Source organism: Desulfovibrio fairfieldensis (assembly GCF_001553605.1).
Taxonomy (GTDB): Bacteria; Desulfobacterota; Desulfovibrionia; order Desulfovibrionales; family Desulfovibrionaceae; genus Desulfovibrio; species Desulfovibrio fairfieldensis.
Genome location: NZ_CP014229.1, coordinates 2,904,660 through 2,927,535 on the forward strand (window position 1 = coordinate 2,904,660; position 22,876 = coordinate 2,927,535).

The following is a 22,876-nucleotide window of genomic DNA, read 5'->3' on the forward strand; positions in this document are numbered from 1 at the left end:
AGCCTGTTTTGAGGGAGTGTACTCTTTTGGTACTCGACCGAAAAAGCAGGTGAAATCTGACGTAGCGAGCGGGCAAAAAGGCATAGTGTCAACAGGCCCTAGCGGGCCGCCGGTGCGCCGTCCGGGCCGAGCCCTTCCCGCATGGCCCGGCGCACCGCTTCCACCTTGGCGTGGATGTCCTGCGCGCCCACCAGTTCCGAGACCAGGGCGCAGCAGCGCGCGCCGTGGCGGGCCACGTCCGCGATATTGTGTTCCTTGATGCCGCCGATGGCCACAAAAGGCAGCTCAATGTTGCGCGCCACCCACTCCAGATACTCGAAGCCCACCGGGTCCACCACATCTTCCTTGGTCTGGGTGGCGAAGATGGGCCCCACCCCGATGTAGTCCGCGCCCGCGTTCACGGCGGCCACGGCCTGCTCCGGCGTATGGGTGGACAGGCCGATGAGCATGTCCGGCCCCACCAGGCGGCGCACCTCGGGCACGGGCAGGTCTTCCTGGCCGATGTGCACGCCGTCGGCCCCCACCAGCATGGCGATGTCGATGTGATCGTTGACGATGAAGCAGGCCCCGGCCCTTTCGGTCAGGCGGCGCAGCAGGCGGCATTCCTCAAGCATCTTACCGGCTTTGAGCTTTTTTTCCCGGTATTGCAGAATGCGCACCCCGGATTCCAGCAGGGCTCCGGCCACCACGGCCAGGGGACGGCCCAGGGAAAGGCGCGAATCGGTCAGGGCGTAGAGGTCGGTCCGACCGGGCAGAATGGCGGGCATGGCGGTCTCCTTCAGGGTTTGCACGCCGCCCAGAGGCGGCGGATACAGCTTTTCACAAAGCGTGCCGGGTGAAATGAGGTATGGGCCAGTTCGCGCGGCAGTTCAAAGCCGCGCGCGTCGAAATCTCCAGGCCGCAGCAACGGGTATTCCGCGCGCCAACCGGCTGTGGCGCAGCCTTCGGCCTTGCGCCGTTCCAAGGCCGCGCCCAGAGGCGTCCGGCCGGGCTCCAGGCCCAGCACGGCGCAGAGGGCTTCGTCCAGGGCCACGGCGGACGGGCTCGCGCCGATGAGCCCCAGGGCGAAGGGTCGCCCCCGGCTGGGGCCGGTGACGTGCATGGCCCGCACGCCGTCGGCCAGCGCGGCCACCGGCGGCAGGGCCGCCCAGAGCGCGGCCAGGCAATCCGCGAAATAGTCGGGGTCGCGCCCTTCGCAGGTGTGGACCAGGGCTTTGCGCAGGCCGCTGACGCAGCCGAAACAGTTTTTCACCGCCAGGGTCAGCAGCATCTGGCTGTGGGCCTTGACCCTGGGCACGGAGAGAATCAGGTCGCACTCCAGGGCCCGCCGGGCCACCATGAAGCGGGCGCCGCGCCCTTCAGGAGCTTCCGGCAGGGGCAGGCGCACGGGCACGGGCCGGTCCAGGCCGCGCACCTTGAGCTTCAGGGGCCGCAGGGCCGCTTCCAGGCCGATCTTGCGGGCCACGGCATCGGCGCGGCCGAAACCCGGCGAATCGGCCACCTCCACCCTGGCCCCCCGCTCCAACAGCCAGGCGCAGGCAGCGGCCGTCACTTCGGGAGCGGCGCAGGCCAGGGGCCGGGCAGTGAGCAGATTGGGCTTGACCAGCACGCGCAGGCCCACACCCACGCGCGGCCCGGCGCTCTCCAGGGCCTGGAACACGGCCTGCCGGAGACGCGGCGCGGCATAGTCCGGACAGGCCAGCAGAGCCACGGGCAGACCGCGCTCCACAGGGAGGCGGGACGCGGCAAACGGGATGTCGGTCATGCGGCGACTATGCCGTCAGGGGCCCGATTTGTAAAGACAATCGTCCAGCCGCACAGCTCCGGCCGCCCTCCCGCCGCCGGGGGCGCTCTTTTCAAGCCGCCCCTCTTGGCGTAGAAACAGACAACCGCGTGAAGCGCGGGCCATAAGGATATAATACACTATGCGCCATTATTGTTTTTTGCTCATACTTTCGTTCTGTCTGCTGGCTCTGCCTGCACTGCCCGGCCTGCCGAATCCGGTCGTGGGCCCGGCCCTGGGGGCCGCGCCCCAGGCCGAAAAAAAGGACAAGGCTGACAAGGCAGCCAAAGCCGAGGACGCGGGCAAGGATAAAGCCGCCGACGCCGCGCCGGACCAGAAAGCCGAGGACGCCAAGGCCGAGGAAAAGCCCCTGCTCCCGGAGCACGACCCATGGGAAATGGTTTGGGCCGGCCAGCAGGACAGGCTTAATCAAATCAAGCAAATCGCCTCCAAGCTCAGCGACGGTTTCGCCGATGAGGCGGCCCATCTCACGGAAAAGGCCCAGCCCTTCGAAGAAGAGGCCCGCCGCCTGCTGGTGTTGACCAATACTTTCAAGAACTGGCCCAATCCCATGGAGGCCGTGAGCCGCCGCATCACGGTCACGGTCAACCAGGTAAACCAGGTGCTGGAGCCCATCCTGCTGGCCCGCTCCGAGGCCCAGGGTCTGCTGGAGCAGGTCAATTACATGGCCGACAGCCTGCCCGAGGATTTGCACGACGGGCGGCTAAGCCAGGAAATGCGGAGCTACATTCAGGACATCGGCCAGGCCCGGCTGCGCCTCACCGCCGTGCTGGCGCAGTATAATTCGGCCCTGGCCCCCTCCCTGGCCCTGATCAAGCGCCTGGAGCAAACCCGGAAGGACATCAGCGCCCAACTGCCCGCGCTCTGGAAAGATTATTATCTGCAAAGCCCGGTGCCCTACTTCAGCCCCGAGGCCTGGGCCAATTTCGGCCAACAGATGATTTATTCCTACCAGGGCATGATGCTGCGCCTGCCCGTGGAGATGCCGGTCACCGTCAATCAGTGGAGCGCGGCGGCCCTGCGCTTCATCATCTGCCTGCTGTTCACCGGCGCGATCAGCCTGCTGTTCTACCGCCGCTGGATCAACCAGAATTCCAATCCCGTCAGCCGCCACATTTTCCGGGTCAGCCTGCCCTGGCTCTGCCTGGGGCTCTCCCTGCTGGGCAGTTCCCTGTCCGCCACGGGCGAATTTTACCGGCTCTTCCTGGCGCTGGGCAATCTTTCCATCATTCTGGGCCAGGTTTTCCTGGCCTGGGACCTGCGCCTGCTGAAATACCCGGACGTGGAACAACAGCCCGCGCCCTTCCGGCGGCTGATGCCCCTGACCCTCTGCGCCTACGCCCTGCTTTATCTGCCGCTGACCAAGCCGCTGGTCCTGATGATCTGGATGAGTCTGGTCGTGGCCTCCCTGTTCTGGCGGCGGCGTTGGGCCAAGGGCAACTACGGCTCCCTGCAACTGGAATCCAGCGTGCTGGACGGAGACTCCATCGTGCTCTGGCTCTGCCTGCTGCTGGCTATCTCCGGCCTGCATATCTACAGCATGGCCCTCTACCTGCTCTTTGTCTCCTGCTCCCTGGCTCTTGAACTCAGCCTGGGCGGCATGGCTCTGATCAGCAACATCAACGAGCATCTTCCCAAGGAAGGCGCGCGCGCCGCCCTGGCCCGCCTGCTGGTGGCCCTGGCCGCGCCCGTGGTGCTGGTGGTGGCCGTGGTGGGCGTGCTGCTCTGGGTGGGCACTCTGCCCGGCGGCATGTACCTGCTGAGCGAATACGTGCTCAAGGGCGTGAACGTGGGGGCCACCCAGTTCAACATCATTCAGATCCTGCTGATCATCAGCGTGTTCTACCTCACGCGCACGGCCGTGGCCATGGGCTCGCGCTTTCTGGCCAAACTGCCCAAGCAGGGCTTGCAGATTGACTCGACCCTGATTCCGCCCATGCAAACGGCCTTCAGCTACGCGGTCTGGGCCATCTTCGGCCTGTTTGTGCTGCGGGCTCTGGGCATGGAACTGAGCAATCTGGCCATGGTGGCCGGCGGTCTTTCCGTGGGCATCGGCTTCGGCATGCAGACCATTGTGAACAACTTCCTCTCCGGTCTGATCCTGATCTTCAGCCGCACGCTCCAGGCCGGGGACGTGGTGGAAGTGGGAGGCACCACGGGCCGGGTACGCAAAATCAGCGTACGCGCCACTATGGTGGAAACGTTCGACAACGCCCTCATCTACGTGCCCAACTCCGAATTCGTGGCCAGCCGCCTGATCAACTGGACGCGCAACAGCCGCACTGTACGGCGCGAAATTACGGTGGGCGTGGCCTACGGCTCGGATACGGCTCTGGTCATGAAGCTGTTGCTGGCCATAGCCAACGGGCACGAAAACGTGCTCAAGTACCCCACGCCCACGGTCACCTTCAATGATTTCGGGGCCAGTACCCTGGATTTCGTGCTGCGCTTCTGGGTCAAGGACTATGACGTGGGCGTGTCCACTTCCTCGGACATGCGCCTGGAAATCGAAAAACAGTTCCGCCAGCACCGTATTGAGGTGGCCTTCCCGCAGCTGGACGTGCACATCAAGGACATGCCGCCGCGCTTCAGGGCCCCGCAGGCCCCGGCCCGCGTCCGTGCGGCACGGCCCGCGCGGCGGCCGCGCCGCCGTCCGGCCACAGCCGCGCCCGCCGGGGAAAATGCCGCCGGAACAAGCGTGCAAACGGAAAAAGAAACCAAGGAAAAGGGCGTGCCGCAGACCGCCTGACGCATTTCGACCCTGTCGGCATCTTGGATGTCAACGTGCTCCGAGGGCTGTCCCCCACCCGCAACCGGCAAAGGAGGCTGTAATGATCCGCCGCGCCCAGGAACGTGAAACGTGTGACAAGACCATGTTCGGCGGGCCGGGTATGGCCCATTTCACCAAGCTCCTGAACGAAACGGAATTCGAGGGCAAAGGACGGCTGTACAACCACGTCCTGCTCCGTCCCGGCGACGCCGTGGGCAAGCACCGCCACAACGGCGACTTTGAGGTTTTTTTCATCCTCAAGGGCGAAGGCCTTTATGACGACAACGGGTGCGAAACCACGGTCAGGGCCGGGGATGTGACCGTCTGCCGCCACGACGAGGAGCACGCCCTGCTTAACAACGGCCCGGACGACCTGGAAATGATCGCCCTGATTCTCTATTCCGAAAAATGACAGCCACAACTGAAAAGGGGGCGGCCTTGAGCCGCCCCCTCCATTTCCCGGCAAGGCCTTGCAGCACGGTCAACTTTCAAAATTAAATCGCTCAAGCGCTTCCGGCCTTCTTCTTTTTCCGGTTGACCACCCAGCCGATGACCCCGCCGATCAGGCCGCCGATCAGCGCGGCCAACACCAGCTTGCCCGCAAAGGAATCCAGGTACGACGCCCAGGGCACGCTGTGGTCGATGTTCAGCTCCTTGAGGATTTCCTGGGCATGGGCTTTGGCCTCGCCCAGTTGCTCGGCCACGTTCTCGGCCGGGTTGAGAATCTGGTACTGGTTGACGATGACCAGCTTCCCCTGAGCCAGCAGATAGCTGGAAATCACGGCCTGCTTGTCCACTTCCCGCTGCCCGCCCGCGCGGCTTACCTGGTCCATGACCGCCATGAAGGAAAGGCTGGTGTCGCTGCTGTCGAAAACGCCCAGCGTGTCAATGTCGCCGATGCTCATGCTGCCGTCGCCGGTTTTGCCCAGTACGCTGTTGATCTTCTTTTTAAGCGTTGTCTTCAACTGCTCCTGCGCCTTGGTGATGCCTTTTTTCACCTCGGCGAAATCCTTTATGCTCAGATTTTTGTCCGCAAGCGGCCGCAACGTGGAAATGATGAAATATTTTTCCAGGCGCTGCCCGTTGGGGTCCACGAATTTTTTGTGGCTTTCCTCGTCCACGTAAAGCGCCAGGACCCGCATGGTCTTGGGCGAAATCTCGGCCAGGAATTTGCGCACGCTGAGATAGGGCTCCTTGTCGCCTGGCAGATAGCCTTGCGGCACAGTGTAACTGATGCTCTCGCCCCCGATGGACAGGCTTGCCGCGTGCGCGGTCCCGGCCAGCAACAGGCAGACGGCGCAGGCGAACAGAATTTTCTTCATGACGGTTTTTTCCTTTTCCGGTAATAAGGGCACGCGTGAGTCACTCTCCGCCGTTGGGCAACGGCACGGCTTCGCACACTGAACCCGCCGCGTTACGGCGCGGCCCGTTCGTCTTTCAACACGCGCCCGGCGGGATGTTCCGGAACATCCCCGCCGGGCGATGTCAGCTGGTCCTTAGAGCAGATTCACTTTGAAATTCTACAAATTTCAAAGTGAAATTGCTCTAATACTGGATATACGCCACGTGCGTCTGCAAGTACTCCAGAAGGCCGTGCTTGCCGTCAGCGCCGCCGATGCCGGACTTGCGCCAGCCCGCATGGAAGCCCTGCATGCCTTCGAAGTTTTCGCGGTTGACGTAGGTCTCGCCGAACTTGAGACGGTTGACGGCCTCCATGGCCAGGGAAACATTGCGCGTGTAGATGGATGAAGTCAGACCGTATTCGCAGTCGTTGGCCAGGGCAATGGCCTCGTCGAAATCGCGGAAGGTCAGCATGGGCAGCACCGGCCCGAAGATCTCCTTGCGCACGATTTCCATATCCTGACGGCAATTGCGCAAGAGCGTGGGCATGTAGAAATAGCCCGTCTTCCTGTCCGCGGGCGCGCCGCCCGTGACCGCCTCCGCGCCGTCGGCCCTGGCCCGGCGGACCATGCCCTCAATTTTCGCCAATTGTTCGGCATTGATCTGGCTGCACATGTCCGGCGCGGGTTCGTCAAAGGGATCGCCCAGGCGCACGGCCTCAAAAGCCCTGACCAGTTTTTCCGCAAAGGCGTCGGCAATGCTCTCGTGCACATAGACCCGCTCGGCGCAATTGCAGACCTGGCCGCTGAAGATCACCCGCGAGGCCGTGACGGCCTTGGCCGCCAGGTCCAGGTCCGCGTCCGCGCAGACGATGGCCGGGGCCTTGCCGCCCAGTTCCAGCGAAACCTTGGTGATATTGGCCGCGCCGGCCGTGATGATGCGCTGCCCGGCCTCCACGCTGCCGGTGAGGGAAACCATGTCGGTCAACGGGCTTTTGGCCAGGGCCTCGCCCAGGCGCGCCCCGCCGCCGGTAACCACGTTGAGGATGCCCCTGGGCAGATCAAGCCCGGCGGCGATCTTGGCGAATTCCATGACCGTGACCGGGGCCACGCTGCTGGGTTTGACCACCACGGCACACCCGGCCAGCAGGGACGGGGCCACCTTGCGGGCCGTGACGAAGAGCGGGAAATTCCAGGGGCAGATGCCCGCCACCACGCCGATGGGCTGGCGGTAAAGCAGAATGTTTTCGCGCGGGCGGTCGCTCTGGATGATCTCGCCTTCGTAGATCCGGGCCCAACCCGCGTAGTAGTCGAAATACTCGGCGGTGAAATCCACTTCCACCTGGGCCAGGGGCAGGGTTTTGGCCTGCTCCTCGGCCAGGATGGCGGCCAGTTCGGTTCGACGCCCGCGAATGCCCTCGGCCAGTTTTTTCAGCGCCGTGGCGCGTGTGGGCGCGGGCAGCGCGGCCCAGGCGTCCTGCGCGGCGCGCGCGGCCTCCAGCGCGGCCTGGGCGTCTTCCGCCCCACCGTCCGGCACCTGGGCCATGATTTGGCCGCTGGAAGGATTTTCCACATCAATCATGCCCTCGCCGGGCCTGCTGACCAGTTCGCCGTTGATGAATTGTTTATACGTGCGCATGGGCGTTCTCCTTGAAAAGGTTTTCGATATGAAAGAGGGCGGCACCCCGTTGGAGCGCCGGAACGGCGGCGGCCGCGCCTTGCTCCCTGAAAATTCGGGCCCGGATGGCCGCGATGTCCGCCTTGTCTATTCTCCGCGTGATATTGACCCAGACGGCATGAAAGCCGTAGCCGCCCTCAAGCATTTCCTTCTTGGCCTGTTCCTTTGTCCAGCCCTGAAAAACCACCCGGTACATGGCCATGATCAGGCCCGTCCTGTCCGCACCGTGCCGACAGTGCACCAGGATGGGCTTGGGCGCGCCGTGGATGATGCGCAATGCGCTGATGATATCCTCATCATGGGTGTTCCAGGAGTGCATGGGCACATTTCTGAGCAGCAGGTCCCCGCTTTTGTCCAGGGCGGCATCCCTGTTGGGGGAGCGCAGGGACAGGACGGTTTTGATGCCCAGGTTTTCCGCGCTGCGCAGGCCCTCTCCCTCGGGCTGGCCGGAGCGATAGACTTCGGAATCCACCCGGTAAAGATTGGGGAGCCCTTCCGCCCGCACGGGCTCGGCCCATCGGCTGTCCCTCTGAGCGGCCTCGGCACGGGGATCAGGCGTGTTTGCGGCGTGCAGCGCGTATCCAGCGACCGCCGCCAACAGCAGCGACAATAAAACCGCTTTTGCCAAAACTCGCATCTATCTCTCCCGCCGGGCTCGCGCCCGGCCCGCATTTCGATTCCGGGGCAGGTACGCTTTGAAATGGGGTCCGGGTTCAAAGCATACGCGACCCTCAAGCCGCGGCGGGAGCGTGGTCCCGCCCTATTTGCAAACATACCTCCATAGCGGCAAAGCCGTAAAGAGCGCGGCACCCCTCAAACGATAATCCCCAATCCCCGGTTCCGTAGTTCCGTGATTCCGTAGCTCCGTGATTCCGTAGTTCGCCGCTTGTCAGACGGGCAGCGGACGGGACACGAAGCCGGGGAATTATTACAGTCCGGGCCTGCGGCAACTTCGAACGTGTCGATTCTTAACGTTGCTCCGCTCTATGGCCGGGTATTTTCCTTCCTGTAGCTGATGTGGTTCTTGCGACTGCAATAATAGCCGACGCCCAGGACGATAAACCAGAGAGGCGTGGCCAGCAGCGCCATTCTGGTGTCGTGCTCAAGCGCCATCAGGACAAGGATGCCGATAAAGAACGCCAGGACAGCCCCGCAGGAAAACAGGCCGCCGGGCAGCTTGAACCTGGATGCCGCATGGCGCTCCGGATGCTTCTTGCGATACACATAATAGGCCGCCATGATCATTGACCAGATGAAAACAAAGCACACTGACGAAACCGACGTCATAATCGTGAATGCGGACATGATGGTGGGCATGATGATCAGCATGGACGCGCCGAGCAACAGGCAGATACAGGAAAACAGCAGTCCGTCGGCGGGCACCCGGCGGGATGAAAGCCTGCCGAATCTTCGTGGAGCCACCCCTACCAGCCCCAGGCCGTAAAGCATGCGGCTTGTGGAATAGATGCCGCTGTTTGCCGAGGACGCCGCGGACGTCAGCACCACAAAGTTGATGATGCTGGCCGCGGCCGGAATGCCCACGGCCACAAAGGTGTTCACAAAGGGGCTGCTCTGGCTGTCGATGTCCGACCAGGGCGTGATGCACATGATGGCAAGCAGCGCGAAGACATAGAAAAAGACGATACGATAAGGAATGGTGTTGATGGCCCTGGGCAGGCTGGTTTCAGGGTCCTTGGCTTCCGCGGCGGTGGTACCGATAAGCTCAATGCCGACAAAGGCGAACAAAGCGATCTGGAAACCGGCGAAAAATCCGAAAACGCCCTTGGGGAACCATCCCCCATACGCCCCAGGTTCGCCACGGATGCCGTGTGCCCGGAAACGGAAGAGGTGAAGCCCGTGAGCACCATGTACACGCCCACAGCGATAATAGCCAGGATGGCCATTACCTTGATGGAAGCGAACCAGAACTCCATTTCACCAAACAGGTTCACGGAAACGAGATTCAGGCCCATGATCAGGAGCACCACCAGAATCGACGGAACCCAGACGGAGATGGCCGGAAACCAGAAATGGAAGTATGAGGCGATGGCGATGACGTCCGCCGTGCCTGTCACCACCCAGCAGAACCAGTACGTCCATCCGACGAAAAAACCCGCCCACGGGCCGATGATGTCCTCGGCCATGTCCATGAAGGATTTGTAGCGCAGGTTGGAAAGCAGCAGTTCGCCCATGGCGCGCATGGCCAGGTAGATAAACGCGCCGATGATCATATAGACAAAAACGATGGACGGCCCGGCGAGATTGATGGTCTTGCCCGAGCCCATGAAAAGGCCGGTGCCGATGGCGCCGCCGATGGCAATAAGTTGGATATGCCTCTGGCTCAAACCGCGCTTGAGCGCGTGCGGTGGATCCTGCCCGTCGGGGTTGACATGATGCTCGCTCATTCTGTTTTTCCTCAATGGCGGCAATCGGTTGTCACCCTCCCGTCTTAAGCATGCCAAACTGCCGGAGATAGGTCGAGAAAAAAATCCGGCGAAAGGACGCTTTCCGTCATCGCGATGACGGAAAGCGTCCTTTCGCCGGAATGCGATTGCGGCTTCGGGCTCCGGGCTAGGGGCTGATCGTGAAAATTTCGGGCACAATTTATGCTCGAAATTTTCACTGACTCACAGCGGCTGCGCCTCGTCCCCCATGCGGAAATCCACGCGAATCTTGTACAGCTTGGTGGCCGGCAGATTGAGGATGTTCACGCCGGTGCGCGCGCTGATGCCGTCCAGAATGGCCTGGCTCTCCTCGCGCGAAGGGCTGATCAGGGTGAACCAGACGTTGTAGCTGTGCTCGCGCAGATAATTATGGGTCACGCCGGGCTGGGCGTTGACCTCGGCAATAAAGGCGTCCAGCTTGTCCTCGGGCACCTTGGACGCGCAGAGCGTGGACACGAAGCCCAGTTTGGCGGACTGGAAATTGGCCCCCATCCGGCGGATGATCTTGCGACTGCGCAAAGCCCGCACCCGCTCCAGAGCTTCCTCCTCAGGGATGCCCAGGCGTTGCCCCAGCTCGGCATACGGCCGGGATACGAGTGGAAAGTCCGTCTGGATGATGTCCAGCAGCTGTCTGTCCACGCTGTCCATCTGACCGGCGGCATTGTCCGTGATGCCGCGGCTCTGCTTATCCATGCTGCGATCCTGCGGTTTGACTGTTATCTTGTTGTCCGGATTCAGCGTGTCTTCATTTTCGAGGGCACGTAGGTGCACAGGGGCTCAGGCCCCATATGGTCGCCGCTCATGCTCTGGGCGCGGGCCCGGCAGCCGCCGCAAACCTTGTGAAACTCGCAGACGCCGCATTTGCCCGTGTAACAGGACTGGTCGCGGAACTGACGAAAGTATTCGCTCTTGCGCCAGATCTCCGGGAAGGGCATTTCGCGCACATTGCCGCAATTCAGCTCCAGATACCCGCAGGGCTGCACCTGGCCGGTATGGCTGATGAAGCAGAAACCCGTGCCGCCCAGACAGCCCCTGGTCATGGCGTCCATGCCGAAGGTTTCCGGCGTGACGCTCAGGCCTTCCCCATGCGCGCGCTGGCGCATGATCCGGTAATAGTGCGGCGCGCAGGTGGCCTTGAGGTGCATGTTTGTGCCCTTGCGGAAATCATACAACCAGTGCAGCACGTCCTCGTATTCCTGCGCGGTGATGACCTGATCCGCCAAGCCCGAGGCCCGGCCCATGGGCACCAGCAGAAAGATATGCCAGGCCGCCGCGCCGATGCGCTCGCAGAGCTCGAAGATCTTCTTGAAGCTGCTCAGGTTGTTGCGGGTCACCGTGGTGTTGATCTGAAAGGGCACGCCCACGTCCTTGAGATAGCCGATGCCGCGCATGCTGTCCTCAAACGCGCCGGGCACGCCGCGAAAGGCGTCGTGACTGGCCGCGTCGGCCCCGTCGATGGAAATGGAGCAGCGCTCCACGCCCGCCTCTTTGATCCGGCGGGCGCTTTCCGGGGTGATCAGGGTGCCGTTGGGCGAAAAGGCGCAGGTCAGGCCCTTGGAGTGGGTATAGGCCACCAGTTCATAGACGTCCGGCCGCATCATGGGATCGCCGCCGGTGAAGATGATGATGGGATTGCCCACTTGAGGAAACGTGTCGATGAGCGCCTTGGCCTCGTCCGTGGACAGCTCGCCGGGATAGGGCTCTGGGTGGGCCTCGGCCCGGCAGTGCTTGCAGGCCAGGTTGCAGGAGCGGGTCACTTCCCAGGCGACCAGACGGCAGACCGGGCTGCCGTCTTCCAGAACGCGGGCGGGCATGCCCGGCGCATTGCCGGGCTCACTCCCCGGATGGCCGCCGGGATGGCCTTTAGGCATGGCTCCCGGATGCCCGCCGTGTTGCTCGTGTCCGTGCATCAGCGCGCCAGCCTTTGCCTCAGGATTTCCTCGGCGAAATAGGTGATGATCATGTCCGCGCCCGCCCGTTTGAGGCCCAGCAGGCTTTCCAGCATGACCGCGCGCTCGTCGATCCAGCCGTTGAGCCCGGCCGCGCGGATCATGGCGTATTCGCCGCTGACCTGATAGGCGCAGAGCGGCACTTCCACATGCTCGCGCACCAGGCGGATGATGTCCCCGTACGGGCCGGCGGGCTTGACGATGAGCGCGTCCGCGCCTTCGGCCAGATCCGCGCGAGCTTCAATGAGCGCCTCGCGGGCATTGCCGGGGTCCATCTGATAGGACTTGCGGTCCCCGGCGGCCGGGGCGGATTCCGCCGCGTCGCGGAAAGGACCGTAATAGGCAGAGGCGTACTTCACGGCATAGGACATGATGGGCAATTCCTTGAGGCCGCCCTCGTCCAGGGCCGCGCGGATAGCCGCCACGCGCCCGTCCATCATGTCCGAGGGGGCCACCATGTCCGCCCCGGCGGCCGCGTGGCTGACGGCCGTCTTGGCCAGCAGGGGCAACGTGGGATCATTGAGCACCGCGCCGTCGGGCATCAGCACGCCGCAGTGGCCGTGGCTCATGTATTCGCAGAGGCAGACGTCGGTGATGACGATGAGTTTGGGCCAGCGCTCCTTGAGGCGGCGCACGGCCTGCTGCACAATGCCGTCCTCGGCGTAGGCCGAGCTGGCTTTTTCATCCTTTTCAGCCGGAATGCCGAAGAGCAGCACGGACATCAGGCCCGCGTCCACGGCCTTTTCCACCTGCTTTTCCAGTTCAGCCAGAGAGAGCTGGTACTGGCCGGGCATGGAAGCCACTTCCTTGCGGAAGGATGCGTCTTCGGTTTCCACCACAAAATAGGGCATGATCAGGTCTTCCACCAGCAGGGGCGGAGTTTCGCGCACCAGGGTGCGGAGTTCCGGGGTCCAGCGCAGCCGACGGCCGCGATGAAATGCAGTAGTCATGATTTTTTCCTTATATATGCCGGGCGACCATCCACCCACCAAGCCGGGCCGCGCGGTTTAACGCCGCCAGCGGACAAAAGGCCGCCTTACAGGCCGATCTCTTCATCGGTGAGATAACACGCCGGATCCTGCGCCCATTCGTCGCCGTAAAAAGCCTCGGCCCGAGCCCGGAAGTTGCCGCCGCAGATGTTCAGATATTTACATTTCGCGCAACGCCCGCCCACATGGACCTTTTTGTTCTTGAGCTTGTGCAGCAGTTCAATGTCCGGGTCGTCCCAGATCTGGGAGAAGGGGCGCTCCAGCACATTGCCGAAGACGTGCTCGCGCCAGAACTGGTCGGCGTGCACCTTGCCGTCCCAAGAGATACAGCCGATGCCCCGGCCTGAATTGTTGCCCTCGTTATACTGCAACAATTCAAAGACTTCCTCGGCCCGCTTGGGGTCTTCGCGCTTCAGGCGCATCCAGACGTAGGGGCCGTCGGCATGGTTGTCCACGGTGAGAATTTCCTTGGGATGGCCCGCGTCGAACAGGGCGCGGGTTTCATCCATGATCAGGTCCAGCACGGCGCGGGTTTCGGCGTGATCCAGGTCTTCCTTGATCAGTTCCGAGCCCCGGCCCGAATAGACCAGATGGTAGAAGCAGGCGCGCGGCACTTCCAGCTCCTTGAGCAGACGGAAGATGCCGGGAATTTCCGCCACATTGCGCTTGTTGATGGTGAAGCGCAGGCCTACCTTGAGGCCCTCGGCCTGGCAGTTGGCAATGCCCTGCAGGGCTTTTTTGAACGCGCCGGGCACACAGCGGAAATGGTCGTGCACGTCTTCCATGCCGTCCAGGGAAATGCCCACGTAGGAGAGGCCCACTTCTTTGAGTTCGCGCGCCTTCTGGGGCGTGATCAGGGTGCCGTTGGTGGAGACCACCGCGCGCATGCCCTTGCCGGTCGCATGGCTGGCCAGCTCCACCAGATCCTTGCGCACCAGGGGTTCGCCGCCGGAAAAAAGCATCACCGGCGCGCCGAAGGCCGCCAGGTCGTCGATCATGGCCTTGGCCTGTTCGGTATTGATATCATCCGTGCCGTCCACTTCCACGGCATGGGCATAGCAGTGCACGCACTTGAGGTTGCAGCGCTGGGTCATGTTCCAGACAATGACCGGTTTCTTGTCCTTGGAGAATTGCAGCAGATGCGAGGGCAGTTTGCCGGATTCACGGCCGTAGCGCAGTGCGTCCGAAGGTTCCACCTGTCCGCAGTACAGTTTTGAAATGCCTATCATGGAATATGTCCTTATTTTTCAATCAGAGTTTTCAGTACGGCAAAGGCCTCGTCAATGCCCTCGGGCCTGGTGCCGCCCGCCTGGGCCAGATCCGGGCGGCCGCCGCCCGCGCCGCCGCAGGGCGCGGCCACTTCCTTGATCAGGGCCGGAGCCGTGAAGCGGCCGTGCAAATCTTTGGAGACATAGAGCAGCAGGCCCACCTTGCCTTCTTCCACCGTGGCCAGGCAGGCCACCCCGGCGCTGGAAAGGCGCGAGCGCACGTCGTCCATGATCTCGCGCAGGGCCTTGACCGGCACGTTTTCCAGACGCGCGGCCAACAGGCGCACGCCGTTGACCTCCTCGGCCCGGCGCAGCAGGTCCGCGCCCGTCACAGGCGCGGCGGCGGCCTTTTCCGAGGCCTTGCGCATTTTCTTGACTTCCGTCTGCAAGGTCTGTACGCGCTCGGCCAGCTGACCGGGTTTGGATTTGAGCAGACCGGCCAGGGCCGCGGCTTCAGCGCGCTGTTCCACAGCCAGGCCGTAAGCGTTCCAGCCGGTGACAGCCTCAATGCGGCGGGTTCCGGCGGCCACGCCGGTTTCAGCCACGATCAGGAAGGAGCCGGCCTGGCCGGTGCGGCTGAGATGGGTGCCGCCGCAGAGTTCCACGGATTCGGGCTCCCGGCCTTCGCATCCCACAGTAAGGACACGCACGGTTTCGCCGTATTTCTCGCCGAACAGGGCCATGGCCCCTCCGGCCAGGGCTTCCTCGCGCGGCATTTCGCGCGCGGCCACCGGCAGATCGGCCATAATGGCGCGGTTGACGTCGCGTTCCACGGCGGCCAGCTCCTCCGGGGTCAGGGCCGCAATATGCGAAAAGTCGAAGCGCAGGCGCCGGCTGTCCACCAGGGAACCGGCCTGCTTGACGTGCGTGCCCAGCGTCCGGCGCAGGGCCGCGTGCAGCAGATGGGTGCAGGTATGGTTGCGGGCAGTGGACTGACGGCTGTCCGCGTCCACGCTGAGAGTCGCTTCCTGCCCCAGATGCACTTCGCCGCGCAACACTTCGATTTCATGGACAATGAGATCCGGCGCGGGCTTGCGGGCGGTCAGCACTCCAGCCTCGCCCGACACGACGGCAAGCAGCCCGGCGTCGCCCGCCTGGCCGCCGGATTCGCCGTAAAACGGCGTTTTTTCCGTGACGGCAAAGCCTGTTTCGCCTTCGCCCAGGTGGTCCACGGGCACGCCTCCGGCGTCCAGCAGAGCCGTGACCGGACTTGCGGCCGTAAGGCTTTCATAGCCCACAAAGACGCTGCGCAGACCGTCGGCGGCCAGCTTTTTGAAGGCCGCGTCGCCCTCGCCCGCGCCCTGGCCCAGCAGGCCGCCCTTTTTCTGGTGCTCGCGGGCGCGTTCGCGCTGTTCGCGCATGTGGGCCTCAAAGCCCGACCCGTCCGCCGTAAAGCCGCGCTTGCCCGCCACGTCCGTGACGATGTCCAGGGGGAAACCGTACGTATCGTAGAGCTTGAAGCAGAATGCGCCCGGGATGACAGTCTGCCCGGCGGCTTCCAGGCGTTGCAGCTCTTCTTCCAGCAGGTGCAGGCCCTTTTCCAGGGTCAGGGAGAAGCGCTGTTCCTCCTCAAAGACCGCGCGGTCGATGAAGTCCGCGCTCTCCAGAAGATCGGGATAGGCCTCGCCCATGACTTCCGTGACCTTGCGGGCCACCTTGTGCATGAAGGGCTCATGCACGCCCATGAGCGTGGCGAAGCGCAGGGCCCGGCGGATCAGGCGGCGCAGCACGTACCCCCGGTTTTCATTGGAGGGCAGCACGCCCTCGGCGATGAGAAAGGCGGCGGAACGGCTGTGGTCGGCGATGACGCGCAGGGCCGTGTCCACGTCGTTGGTGTCCGGCGCGCTGAAGCTGTATGTCACGCCCGCCAGCCCGGCCGCGTACTGGATGATTTCCTGAAAGAGGTCGCAGTCGAAATTGGAGCGCTTGCCCTGGCAGACCGCGGCGATGCGCTCCAGGCCCATGCCGGTGTCGATGTTGGGCGCGGCCAGCAGAGCGCGGCTGCCGTCGGCGGCCTGATCGAACTGGGTGAAGACCAGATTCCAGATTTCCAGAAAGCGGTCGCAATCGCACTTGCCGATGCCGCAGTCCGGCCCGCAGGACATGTCCTCGCCCTGATCGATATAGATTTCGGAACAGGGGCCGCAGGGGCCGGTGTCGCCCATGGTCCAGAAGTTGTCCTTCTCACCCATGCGGATGATGCGCGCGTCGGTAAGCCCGGCCACGTCCTTCCAGATCTCGGCGGCCTCGTCGTCCTCGCGGAAGACCGTGACCCAGAGTTTTTCCTTGGGCAGTTGCAGTTCTTCGGTCACGAACTGCCAGGCCCAGGCAATGGCCTCGCGCTTGAAGTAGTCGCCGAAGGAAAAATTGCCCAGCATCTCGAAAAAGGTGTGGTGGCGCGCGGTGCGGCCCACGTTTTCCAGGTCGTTGTGCTTGCCGGACACGCGCAGGCATTTCTGACAGGAAGCCGCGCGGGTGTAGGCGCGCTTTTCCTCGCCCAGAAAGAGCTTTTTAAACTGGACCATGCCCGCGTTGGTGAACAGAAGGCTGGGGTCATTGGGCGGGATCAGCGGCCCGGAAGGCACGATTTCGTGCCGATGGCGCAGAAAAAAGTCCAGATAACGGCGGCGGATTTCTTGGGCAGTCAGCATACGGGCTCCGTGGCGGCTGCGCCCGGCCGAAACTGCGACGGCCGGGGAAAGGATTACGGCCGGGGGATGCCCCCGGCCTCAAACTACTCGTATTCCGGCGTGGCCGGGGAATCCAACGGGGCGGCGCCTTCGTCCAGATCCTCGGCGTTGGGCGTGAACTCCTTGGGATGCATGCCCAGGAATTCGATGACCTTGGCCTCAATCTGATTGCGCAGATCCAGGTTTTCATCCAGCAGGGCGCGCACCTTTTCCCGGCCCTGGCCCAGCTTTTCGGAACCGAAAGCGAACCATGAACCGCTCTGCTCGATGATCTTGGCCTCAATGCCCAGATCCAGCAGCTCGCCGGAGCGTGAAATGCCCTGGCCGTACAGGATGTCAAAGGTGGCGATGCGGAAGGGCGGGGCCACCTTGTTCTTGACCACCTTGACCTTGGTGCGCGAGCCGAAGGCCTCGTCCTTGTCCTTGAGGGTCTGGATGCGGCGGATGTCCATGCGCACCGAGGAGTAGAACTTGAGCGCGTTGCCGCCGGTGGTGGTTTCAGGGCTGCCGTAGCCCTGCACGCCGATCTTCATGCGGATCTGGTTGATGAAGATCACCGAGGTGCGCGATTTGTGGATGGTGCCGGTGAGACGGCGCATGGCGTGGGACATGAGCCGGGCATGGCCGCCCACCTGGGTTTCGCCCATGTCGCCTTCCAGCTCGGCCTGGGGAATCAGGGCCGCCACGGAGTCGATGACCACCATATCCACCGCGCCGGAGCGCACCAGCATGTCCGCGATGTCCAGGGCCTGTTCGCCGTAATCCGGCTGGGAGATGAGCAGTTCGTCGGTGTTCACGCCCAGGCGCCGGGCATAGGCCACATCCAGGGCGTGCTCGGCGTCCACAAAGGCGCAGGTGCCCCCCAGCTTCTGACATTCAGCGATGATGTGCAGGGTGAGCGTGGTTTTGCCCGAGGATTCGGGCCCGAAAATTTCCGTGACGCGCCCGCGCGGAATGCCGCCCACGCCCAAGGCCAGATCCAGGCCGATGGAACCCGTGGGAATCACGGGAATGTCCACCTGCACGTCGTCGGATAATTTCATCACCGCGCCCTTGCCGTATTTGCGCTCAATGGTGGACAGCGCTGTGCTCAGGGCTTCGGCGCGGGCGTCTTCAGGGCTCAAGGCCGGTTTTTTGGCCATACTGCTGTTGCTCCAGGTAAAAGATATCTCAAGCATCGGCATGGCCGACGCAACCAAGACTCATAAAAAGGCTGTCGCTCTCCGCCCGGAAGGCGCCCCACAGAGGCATCACGTGCCGCACGCGGCACGGCTTGCGAAGACGAAAAACGGCGCAAATGCCGCCACGCGGCCTTTGCCGTCAGTCCGGATATTCAAGCGCACCATAATAACAAAGCACCCGGCGCAAGGCAAATCCCCTTTCGCCCTGTGGCTGGCCGCATTCTAACTTAACAGAGATAATTATCAATAGCTGGAATGCCGGACTTTTCCGAGCGAAAGCCTTGCCTTTGGGCGCGTCCTTCGCGTACAAAGCCGGGCATGACTGCAACGCCGGACGTTATCGTACTTTTTTCCGGCGGCCTGGACAGCATCCTGGCCGCCAAGCTGCTGGAGGACCAGGGCCTGAAGGTGCGCTGCCTGCACTGTGTCTCGCCCTTTTTCGGGGATGAAGCCGCGTTGCCGCGCTGGCGGCGGCTGCATAATCTGGACATCGCCAGCCTGGACGTCAGCGAGGATTTCGCGGCCCTATTGCGCCGCCGCCCCGTTCACGGTTTCGGCAAGGTCATGAACCCCTGCGTGGACTGCAAGATCCTGCTGCTGCGCCACGCCCGCCTGTACATGGAGGCCGTGGGCGCGCGCCTGCTGGCCTCGGGCGAGGTGCTGGGCCAGCGCCCCATGTCCCAACGCCGCGACACCCTGCATGTGATCCCGCGCGACGCGGACGTGACCGGCCTGCTGCTGCGCCCGCTCTGCGCCCGGCTGCTGGCCCCCATCCCGGCCGAGGAAAACGGCCTGGTGGACCGCACACGCCTGCTGTCCATTTCCGGGCGCGGGCGCGGGGAACAACTGGCCCTGGCCGAGCGCTTCGGCCTTCAAGAAATTCCCACGCCCGGCGGCGGCTGCCGCCTGACCGAGCGGGAAAACGCCCGGCGCTACTGGCCCGTGCTCACGCGCCGCGCCGACGCCGCGCCGTCCCTGGCGCGGGATTTCGCCCTGGCGAATCTGGGGCGGCAATTCTGGCGGCAGGACGACGGGCGCGACTACTGGCTCAGCGTGGGCCGCAACAACACGGACAACAAGCGCCTGGCAGCGGCCGCCGGACCGGACGACGCCCTGCTCAGCCTGACGGGCCTGCCCGGCCCTCTGGGGCTGGCACGCCACGGCGCGACTTGGCCGCGTCCCCTGCTGGAGGAAGCCGCCGCCCTGACCGCCTCATATGCCCCCAAGGCCGTGGCCGTCGGCGGACTCACCGCCCTGCGCGCTTCCTGGAAGAACAGCGCCCTGGAACTGGCCGTCCCGCCGCAACGCGCGGGCACGCCCTGGTCCGAGCCTTCCTGGGAAGAGGTGCGGGCCGAAATCCGGGAAGAAGCGCGCCTCAGGCGGGAAATGCCGCCCCGTGCCGCCCCCGGGGCCTGAACCGCGCCGGTGGAGCGCGCGGGCACGACCTTCCCTCTCTGAAGACGACGGCTCTTTACAAAAGAGCCTTTTGCAGCTATACATTCCTATTGCAACCTAAGAGAAGTTTATATGCCGAACCGATATCGCGCATGCGATACAACCCGGCCGGAGGATATATGGATCACAAGGACCTTGAATTTTTCCGCAAACTCCTGTCCGAGATGCTGGAGGAAGCCCAACAGAAGGGCGACAGCACCATCGAGGAGTTGACCGACAGCAATGAAGTCTTCGCCGACCCGGCGGACCGGGCCACGGCCGAATCCGACCGCGCCTTTACCCTGCGCATCCGCGACCGCGAACGTCGTCTGATCCGCAAGATTCAGGCCGCCCGGCAACGCATCGACGACGGCACCTACGGCATCTGCGAGGAATGCGGCGATGAAATCAGCATTCCCCGTCTCAAAGCCCGGCCGGTGACGCGTCTGTGCATCAACTGCAAGGCGAAGCAGGAAGAGGACGAACATCTTCGAGGAGATTAGGGAGGCCGCGTAAAACGCGCCTTTTGCCATCTGGACAGCGTCAGCGGACCGGCGTGGCCCGGGTCTGTACTGTTTTGTACTATCCCCGAGCCGCGCCGGTCCGCTTTCTTGCCGGATAACAAAATCCATCGTTTTGCACGGCCGCCCAGTCCCGGAGAGGTCGCTTCCGTAACCTTGTAATTTTCATCCCGCACTTCTCATCCCGCTGTTCAGGTGGGATTTTTCATGGTCAATGCCGCGGCGGGAACGGGACGCGCCGCTGTTGCCGCCCGGCTCGTTCCCCTGTAGTCTCGCGCGCATGGACGCCCATCTTTTCCGCCGCTTCTGCGACCTGCTGCTCCCGTTGCTCACCGGCGCGCGCCTGGAAAAACTTCAGGAACCCGCGCCGGGCATCCTGACCCTGACTTTTTACGGTTCGGGCCGCAAACGTCAGCTCTGCCTGCGCTTCGGGCGCAAGGAACCCTTCTGCTTTCTGACCGAAAGCCGGATCAGCACGGGGCACGCGCCCACGGCGCAGCTTATGCGCCTGCGCAAATACGCGGCCGACCGCCGGGTGGCCGCCTGCGTGGCGCAGTTCTGGCAGCGCAGGCTCTGGCTGTTGCTGGGCGGAGCAGCCGAGCCCGCGCCGGGCACAAGCCTGACCTGGCTGTTGCTGGACCTGCGCGAGGGCGCGTCCCTGCATTTCCTGGACGCCCAGGACGGGCCGGAGACGGAAGACGCGCGCTGGCCCGCGCCGGCCGAACTGGCCCGCGCCCGCAGCGACTGGCGGCAGTGGCCCGTGCTCACGCCCACCCTGCGCCGCAGCCTGGAGCGGATGGAAGAGCCCGAACAGTGGGCCCTGCTGGAAGATCTGCGCGTGGGTGGGGGCGATGTTTTTCTCTACAGCGCGGAGGGATCTGACGGGCTTCGGGACGGTTGCGGGGGCGTCCGCTCCGCCACGGCCTGGCCCCTGCCGCCTGGCCTGCGCGGGGATTTAAAGGAGGAAAGCGGCCCGGACGTCCTGCCCCTGCTGGAGCGGGCCGGGCAAAGTCTGGTGCTGGAGCGTCTGGCCAAGGACAAGGCCGTGGCCGCCGCCCTGCCTCTGACCCGACGCGGCCGCAAGCTGGATCGCCTGCTGGACAAACTGCGGGAGGAAGAAGCCCGGCTCACGGCCATGCGCGCGGCCCGGACCGACGCCCTGGCCCTGCGGGAAAACCTCTGGCGCTGGCCTGCGGATTTACGCGCGCCCCTTGTCAATCTGCCGGAAACGGAACACGGCCCGGCGAGAGATATCAGGCTGGACCCGCGCTATACAGTGCGCGAAGCCATGGAACGGCTTTTTCACACAGCCCGGCGCGGGCAGCGCGGCCTGGAGCATCTGGCCCAACGCCGCGCGGCTCTGGAAGCCGAGGCCGCGGCCCTGGAACGCGCCCGCCGGGAAAGTCTGGCGGGCATATCAGGCGGGGATGCGGGCAAGGCGACTTCAGCCGCCGGTTCAGAAGAAGCAATGCGCCGGCCCCTGCCCGGCGGCCTGCCCAAAAACGTGCAGCTCTTTATCAGCGAGGACGGCTTCGCCCTGCTGCGGGGCCGCGACGCCAAGGGCAATCTGGCGGCGCGCAAGCTGGCGGCGCCCCATGATATCTGGCTGCACGCCGACAACGGCCCCGGCTCGCATGTGATCATCCGGCGGGCCCATGGCGGCCAGCCCGTGCCCGAGCGCACCCTGGACCAGGCCGGAGGCCTGGCGGCCTGCAAGAGCTGGCAGCGCGACGCGGCCGTCGCGCGCATCATCTATGCCGAAATGCGCCATGTGAAGCCCCTGCGCAACGCCCCGGCGGGCACCGTGCGGATAGACAAGGTATTCGCCTCCCGCGAGGTGCCCGTGGACCATGCGCTGGAAACGCGCCTGCTGCCCGACGCATAGAGCATTTCTAGAGCCTGTTGACACTACTGGGATTTTGTTCGCTGGCGAGGAGAACGAGCCTTTTATCGCTGCTGTCTTTATCCGTAATGCTCGTTCCTCGCATAACGGCTAAAGCATGAAAGGAATGTACTCTTGCCTCAGCCGTTGCGGCGAAGCTGCTTACGGATGAGGACAGCAGAGCTATGGTACTCGACTGGAATAAAAGGCGAAGTTCAACAAAGCCAGCGGGCAAAAGAACGTAGTATCAACAGGCTCTAGGGTCTGTTAACACTATAGAATTTTTGTTCGCCTGCAAGGAAGATAAACCTGCTTTGAGGGAGTGTACTCTTCTGGTACTCGACCGAAAAAGCGGGTGAAATCTGACACGGCAGGAGGGCAAAAGGGCATAGCGTTAACAGGCCCTAGAGGAAATGCCGCAAGCTGTACGGGCCGCCGTCACTCCGCCTTGCAGACGTCCACCCAGACGCCGCCGGTGACGCGCTCCAGGTCCGCCAGGGAGATTTCCACGGCGTTATTGGGCGCGCCCGCCGCCGGATAGACCGGGTCGAAGTTCTTCAGGCTTGCGTCCAGGTATACGGGCACGCCCTCGGGCAGGGCAAAGGGGCAGACCCCGCCCATGGGATGCCCCACCAGGCTTTCCACGTCCTCGGCCTTGATGAAATGGGCCTTCTGGTGAAAAACGTCCTTGAACTTGCGGTTGTCCAGCCTGGCCGTGCCCATGACCACCAGCACCAGCGGGCCGTCCTTGCCCAGCAGGGAGAGGGTCTTGGCGATGCGCCCAGGCTCGCAGCCCACGGCGGCAGCCGCCAGATCCACCGTGGCGCTGGAAACCTCGAACTGACGGTAGGCCGCGCCCAGCCCGTGCCGCTCCAGAAATTCCCGTACCGCATCCACCCGCATGTTTTTTCCTCCCGGCGGATATG

Annotated in this window: 17 protein-coding genes and 1 pseudogene; 5 read left to right on the forward strand and 13 right to left on the reverse strand. The window is 63.7% G+C overall.

Annotated features, from left to right (window positions below; all coding sequences use genetic code 11):
- Window positions 1-98: 98 nt before the first annotated feature.
- Window positions 99-767 (reverse strand): thiamine phosphate synthase, encoded by a 669-nt coding sequence (gene thiE, locus AXF13_RS12265; protein WP_062253629.1) that lies wholly within the window; start codon window positions 765-767, stop codon window positions 99-101.
- 11 nt (window positions 768-778) lie between these two features.
- On the reverse strand, window positions 779-1,765 hold the full coding sequence (locus AXF13_RS12270) for a DUF362 domain-containing protein (RefSeq protein ID WP_062253631.1): 987 nt from the start codon (window positions 1,763-1,765) through the stop codon (window positions 779-781).
- Between the two features lie 160 nt (window positions 1,766-1,925).
- Here AXF13_RS12270 and AXF13_RS12275 point away from each other — a divergent pair, with 160 nt between their 5' ends.
- Entirely contained in the window at window positions 1,926-4,553 is a 2,628-nt protein-coding gene (locus AXF13_RS12275) for a mechanosensitive ion channel family protein (RefSeq protein WP_062253633.1), read from the forward strand.
- A gap of 82 nt (window positions 4,554-4,635) precedes the next feature.
- Window positions 4,636-4,986, forward strand: a complete 351-nt coding sequence (locus AXF13_RS12280; protein ID WP_062253635.1) for a cupin domain-containing protein — start codon at window positions 4,636-4,638, stop codon at window positions 4,984-4,986.
- 91 nt (window positions 4,987-5,077) lie between these two features.
- Here the strand turns inward: AXF13_RS12280 and AXF13_RS12285 are convergent, their stop codons facing one another.
- From AXF13_RS12285 to recA, 10 genes and pseudogenes are all read right to left on the reverse strand, one after another.
- Window positions 5,078-5,896, reverse strand: coding sequence for a hypothetical protein (locus AXF13_RS12285; RefSeq protein ID WP_062253637.1), 819 nt, complete (start codon window positions 5,894-5,896; stop codon window positions 5,078-5,080).
- Between the two features lie 223 nt (window positions 5,897-6,119).
- Window positions 6,120-7,553 (reverse strand): aldehyde dehydrogenase, encoded by a 1,434-nt coding sequence (gene aldA / locus AXF13_RS12290; RefSeq protein ID WP_062253639.1) that lies wholly within the window; start codon window positions 7,551-7,553, stop codon window positions 6,120-6,122.
- Window positions 7,540-8,229, reverse strand: a complete 690-nt coding sequence (locus AXF13_RS12295) for a phosphatase domain-containing putative toxin (RefSeq protein WP_062253641.1) — start codon at window positions 8,227-8,229, stop codon at window positions 7,540-7,542. Before AXF13_RS12295 ends, aldA begins: the two co-directional genes overlap by 14 nt.
- A 347-nt stretch (window positions 8,230-8,576) precedes the next feature.
- Window positions 8,577-9,997, reverse strand: a pseudogene (locus AXF13_RS17340) (amino acid permease).
- Between the two features lie 222 nt (window positions 9,998-10,219).
- Window positions 10,220-10,729 carry a siroheme decarboxylase subunit alpha gene (ahbA, locus tag AXF13_RS12305; protein ID WP_062253642.1) on the reverse strand — a complete coding sequence of 170 codons (510 nt, stop codon included), beginning with the start codon at window positions 10,727-10,729 and terminating at the stop codon, window positions 10,220-10,222.
- 41 nt (window positions 10,730-10,770) lie between these two features.
- Window positions 10,771-11,946, reverse strand: a complete 1,176-nt coding sequence (gene ahbD, locus AXF13_RS12310; protein WP_062253644.1) for a heme b synthase — start codon at window positions 11,944-11,946, stop codon at window positions 10,771-10,773.
- Window positions 11,946-12,935, reverse strand: coding sequence for a porphobilinogen synthase (gene hemB / locus AXF13_RS12315; RefSeq protein WP_062253647.1), 990 nt, complete (start codon window positions 12,933-12,935; stop codon window positions 11,946-11,948). The genes ahbD and hemB overlap by 1 nt, the downstream gene beginning before the upstream one ends.
- Window positions 12,936-13,021: 86 nt before the next feature.
- The gene (ahbC, locus tag AXF13_RS12320; protein WP_062253648.1) at window positions 13,022-14,203 is read right to left on the reverse strand and encodes a 12,18-didecarboxysiroheme deacetylase; all 1,182 of its coding nucleotides are present in this window, start codon (window positions 14,201-14,203) and stop codon (window positions 13,022-13,024) included.
- Window positions 14,204-14,214: 11 nt separating this feature from the next.
- Window positions 14,215-16,893 carry an alanine--tRNA ligase gene (alaS, locus tag AXF13_RS12325; RefSeq protein WP_062253651.1) on the reverse strand — a complete coding sequence of 893 codons (2,679 nt, stop codon included), beginning with the start codon at window positions 16,891-16,893 and terminating at the stop codon, window positions 14,215-14,217.
- 83 nt (window positions 16,894-16,976) lie between these two features.
- The gene (gene recA / locus AXF13_RS12330) at window positions 16,977-18,074 is read right to left on the reverse strand and encodes a recombinase RecA (protein ID WP_062253653.1); all 1,098 of its coding nucleotides are present in this window, start codon (window positions 18,072-18,074) and stop codon (window positions 16,977-16,979) included.
- A gap of 357 nt (window positions 18,075-18,431) precedes the next feature.
- On the opposite strand from recA, the gene AXF13_RS12340 reads away from it, so the two are divergent.
- The 3 genes from AXF13_RS12340 (at window position 18,432) to AXF13_RS12350 (ending at window position 21,953) form a co-directional block, all read left to right on the forward strand.
- Window positions 18,432-19,529: an adenine nucleotide alpha hydrolase family protein gene (locus AXF13_RS12340; protein WP_062253656.1), complete on the forward strand. Its 1,098-nt coding sequence runs from the start codon at window positions 18,432-18,434 to the stop codon at window positions 19,527-19,529.
- Between the two features lie 158 nt (window positions 19,530-19,687).
- Window positions 19,688-20,050, forward strand: a complete 363-nt coding sequence (dksA, locus tag AXF13_RS12345; RefSeq protein WP_062253659.1) for an RNA polymerase-binding protein DksA — start codon at window positions 19,688-19,690, stop codon at window positions 20,048-20,050.
- 232 nt (window positions 20,051-20,282) lie between these two features.
- Window positions 20,283-21,953 (forward strand): NFACT RNA binding domain-containing protein, encoded by a 1,671-nt coding sequence (locus AXF13_RS12350; RefSeq protein WP_223299919.1) that lies wholly within the window; start codon window positions 20,283-20,285, stop codon window positions 21,951-21,953.
- A 435-nt stretch (window positions 21,954-22,388) separates the two neighbouring features.
- On the opposite strand, the gene AXF13_RS12355 is transcribed toward AXF13_RS12350, so the two are convergent.
- Window positions 22,389-22,853: a YbaK/EbsC family protein gene (locus AXF13_RS12355; protein ID WP_008683307.1), complete on the reverse strand. Its 465-nt coding sequence runs from the start codon at window positions 22,851-22,853 to the stop codon at window positions 22,389-22,391.
- Between the last annotated feature and the right edge of the window lie 23 nt (window positions 22,854-22,876).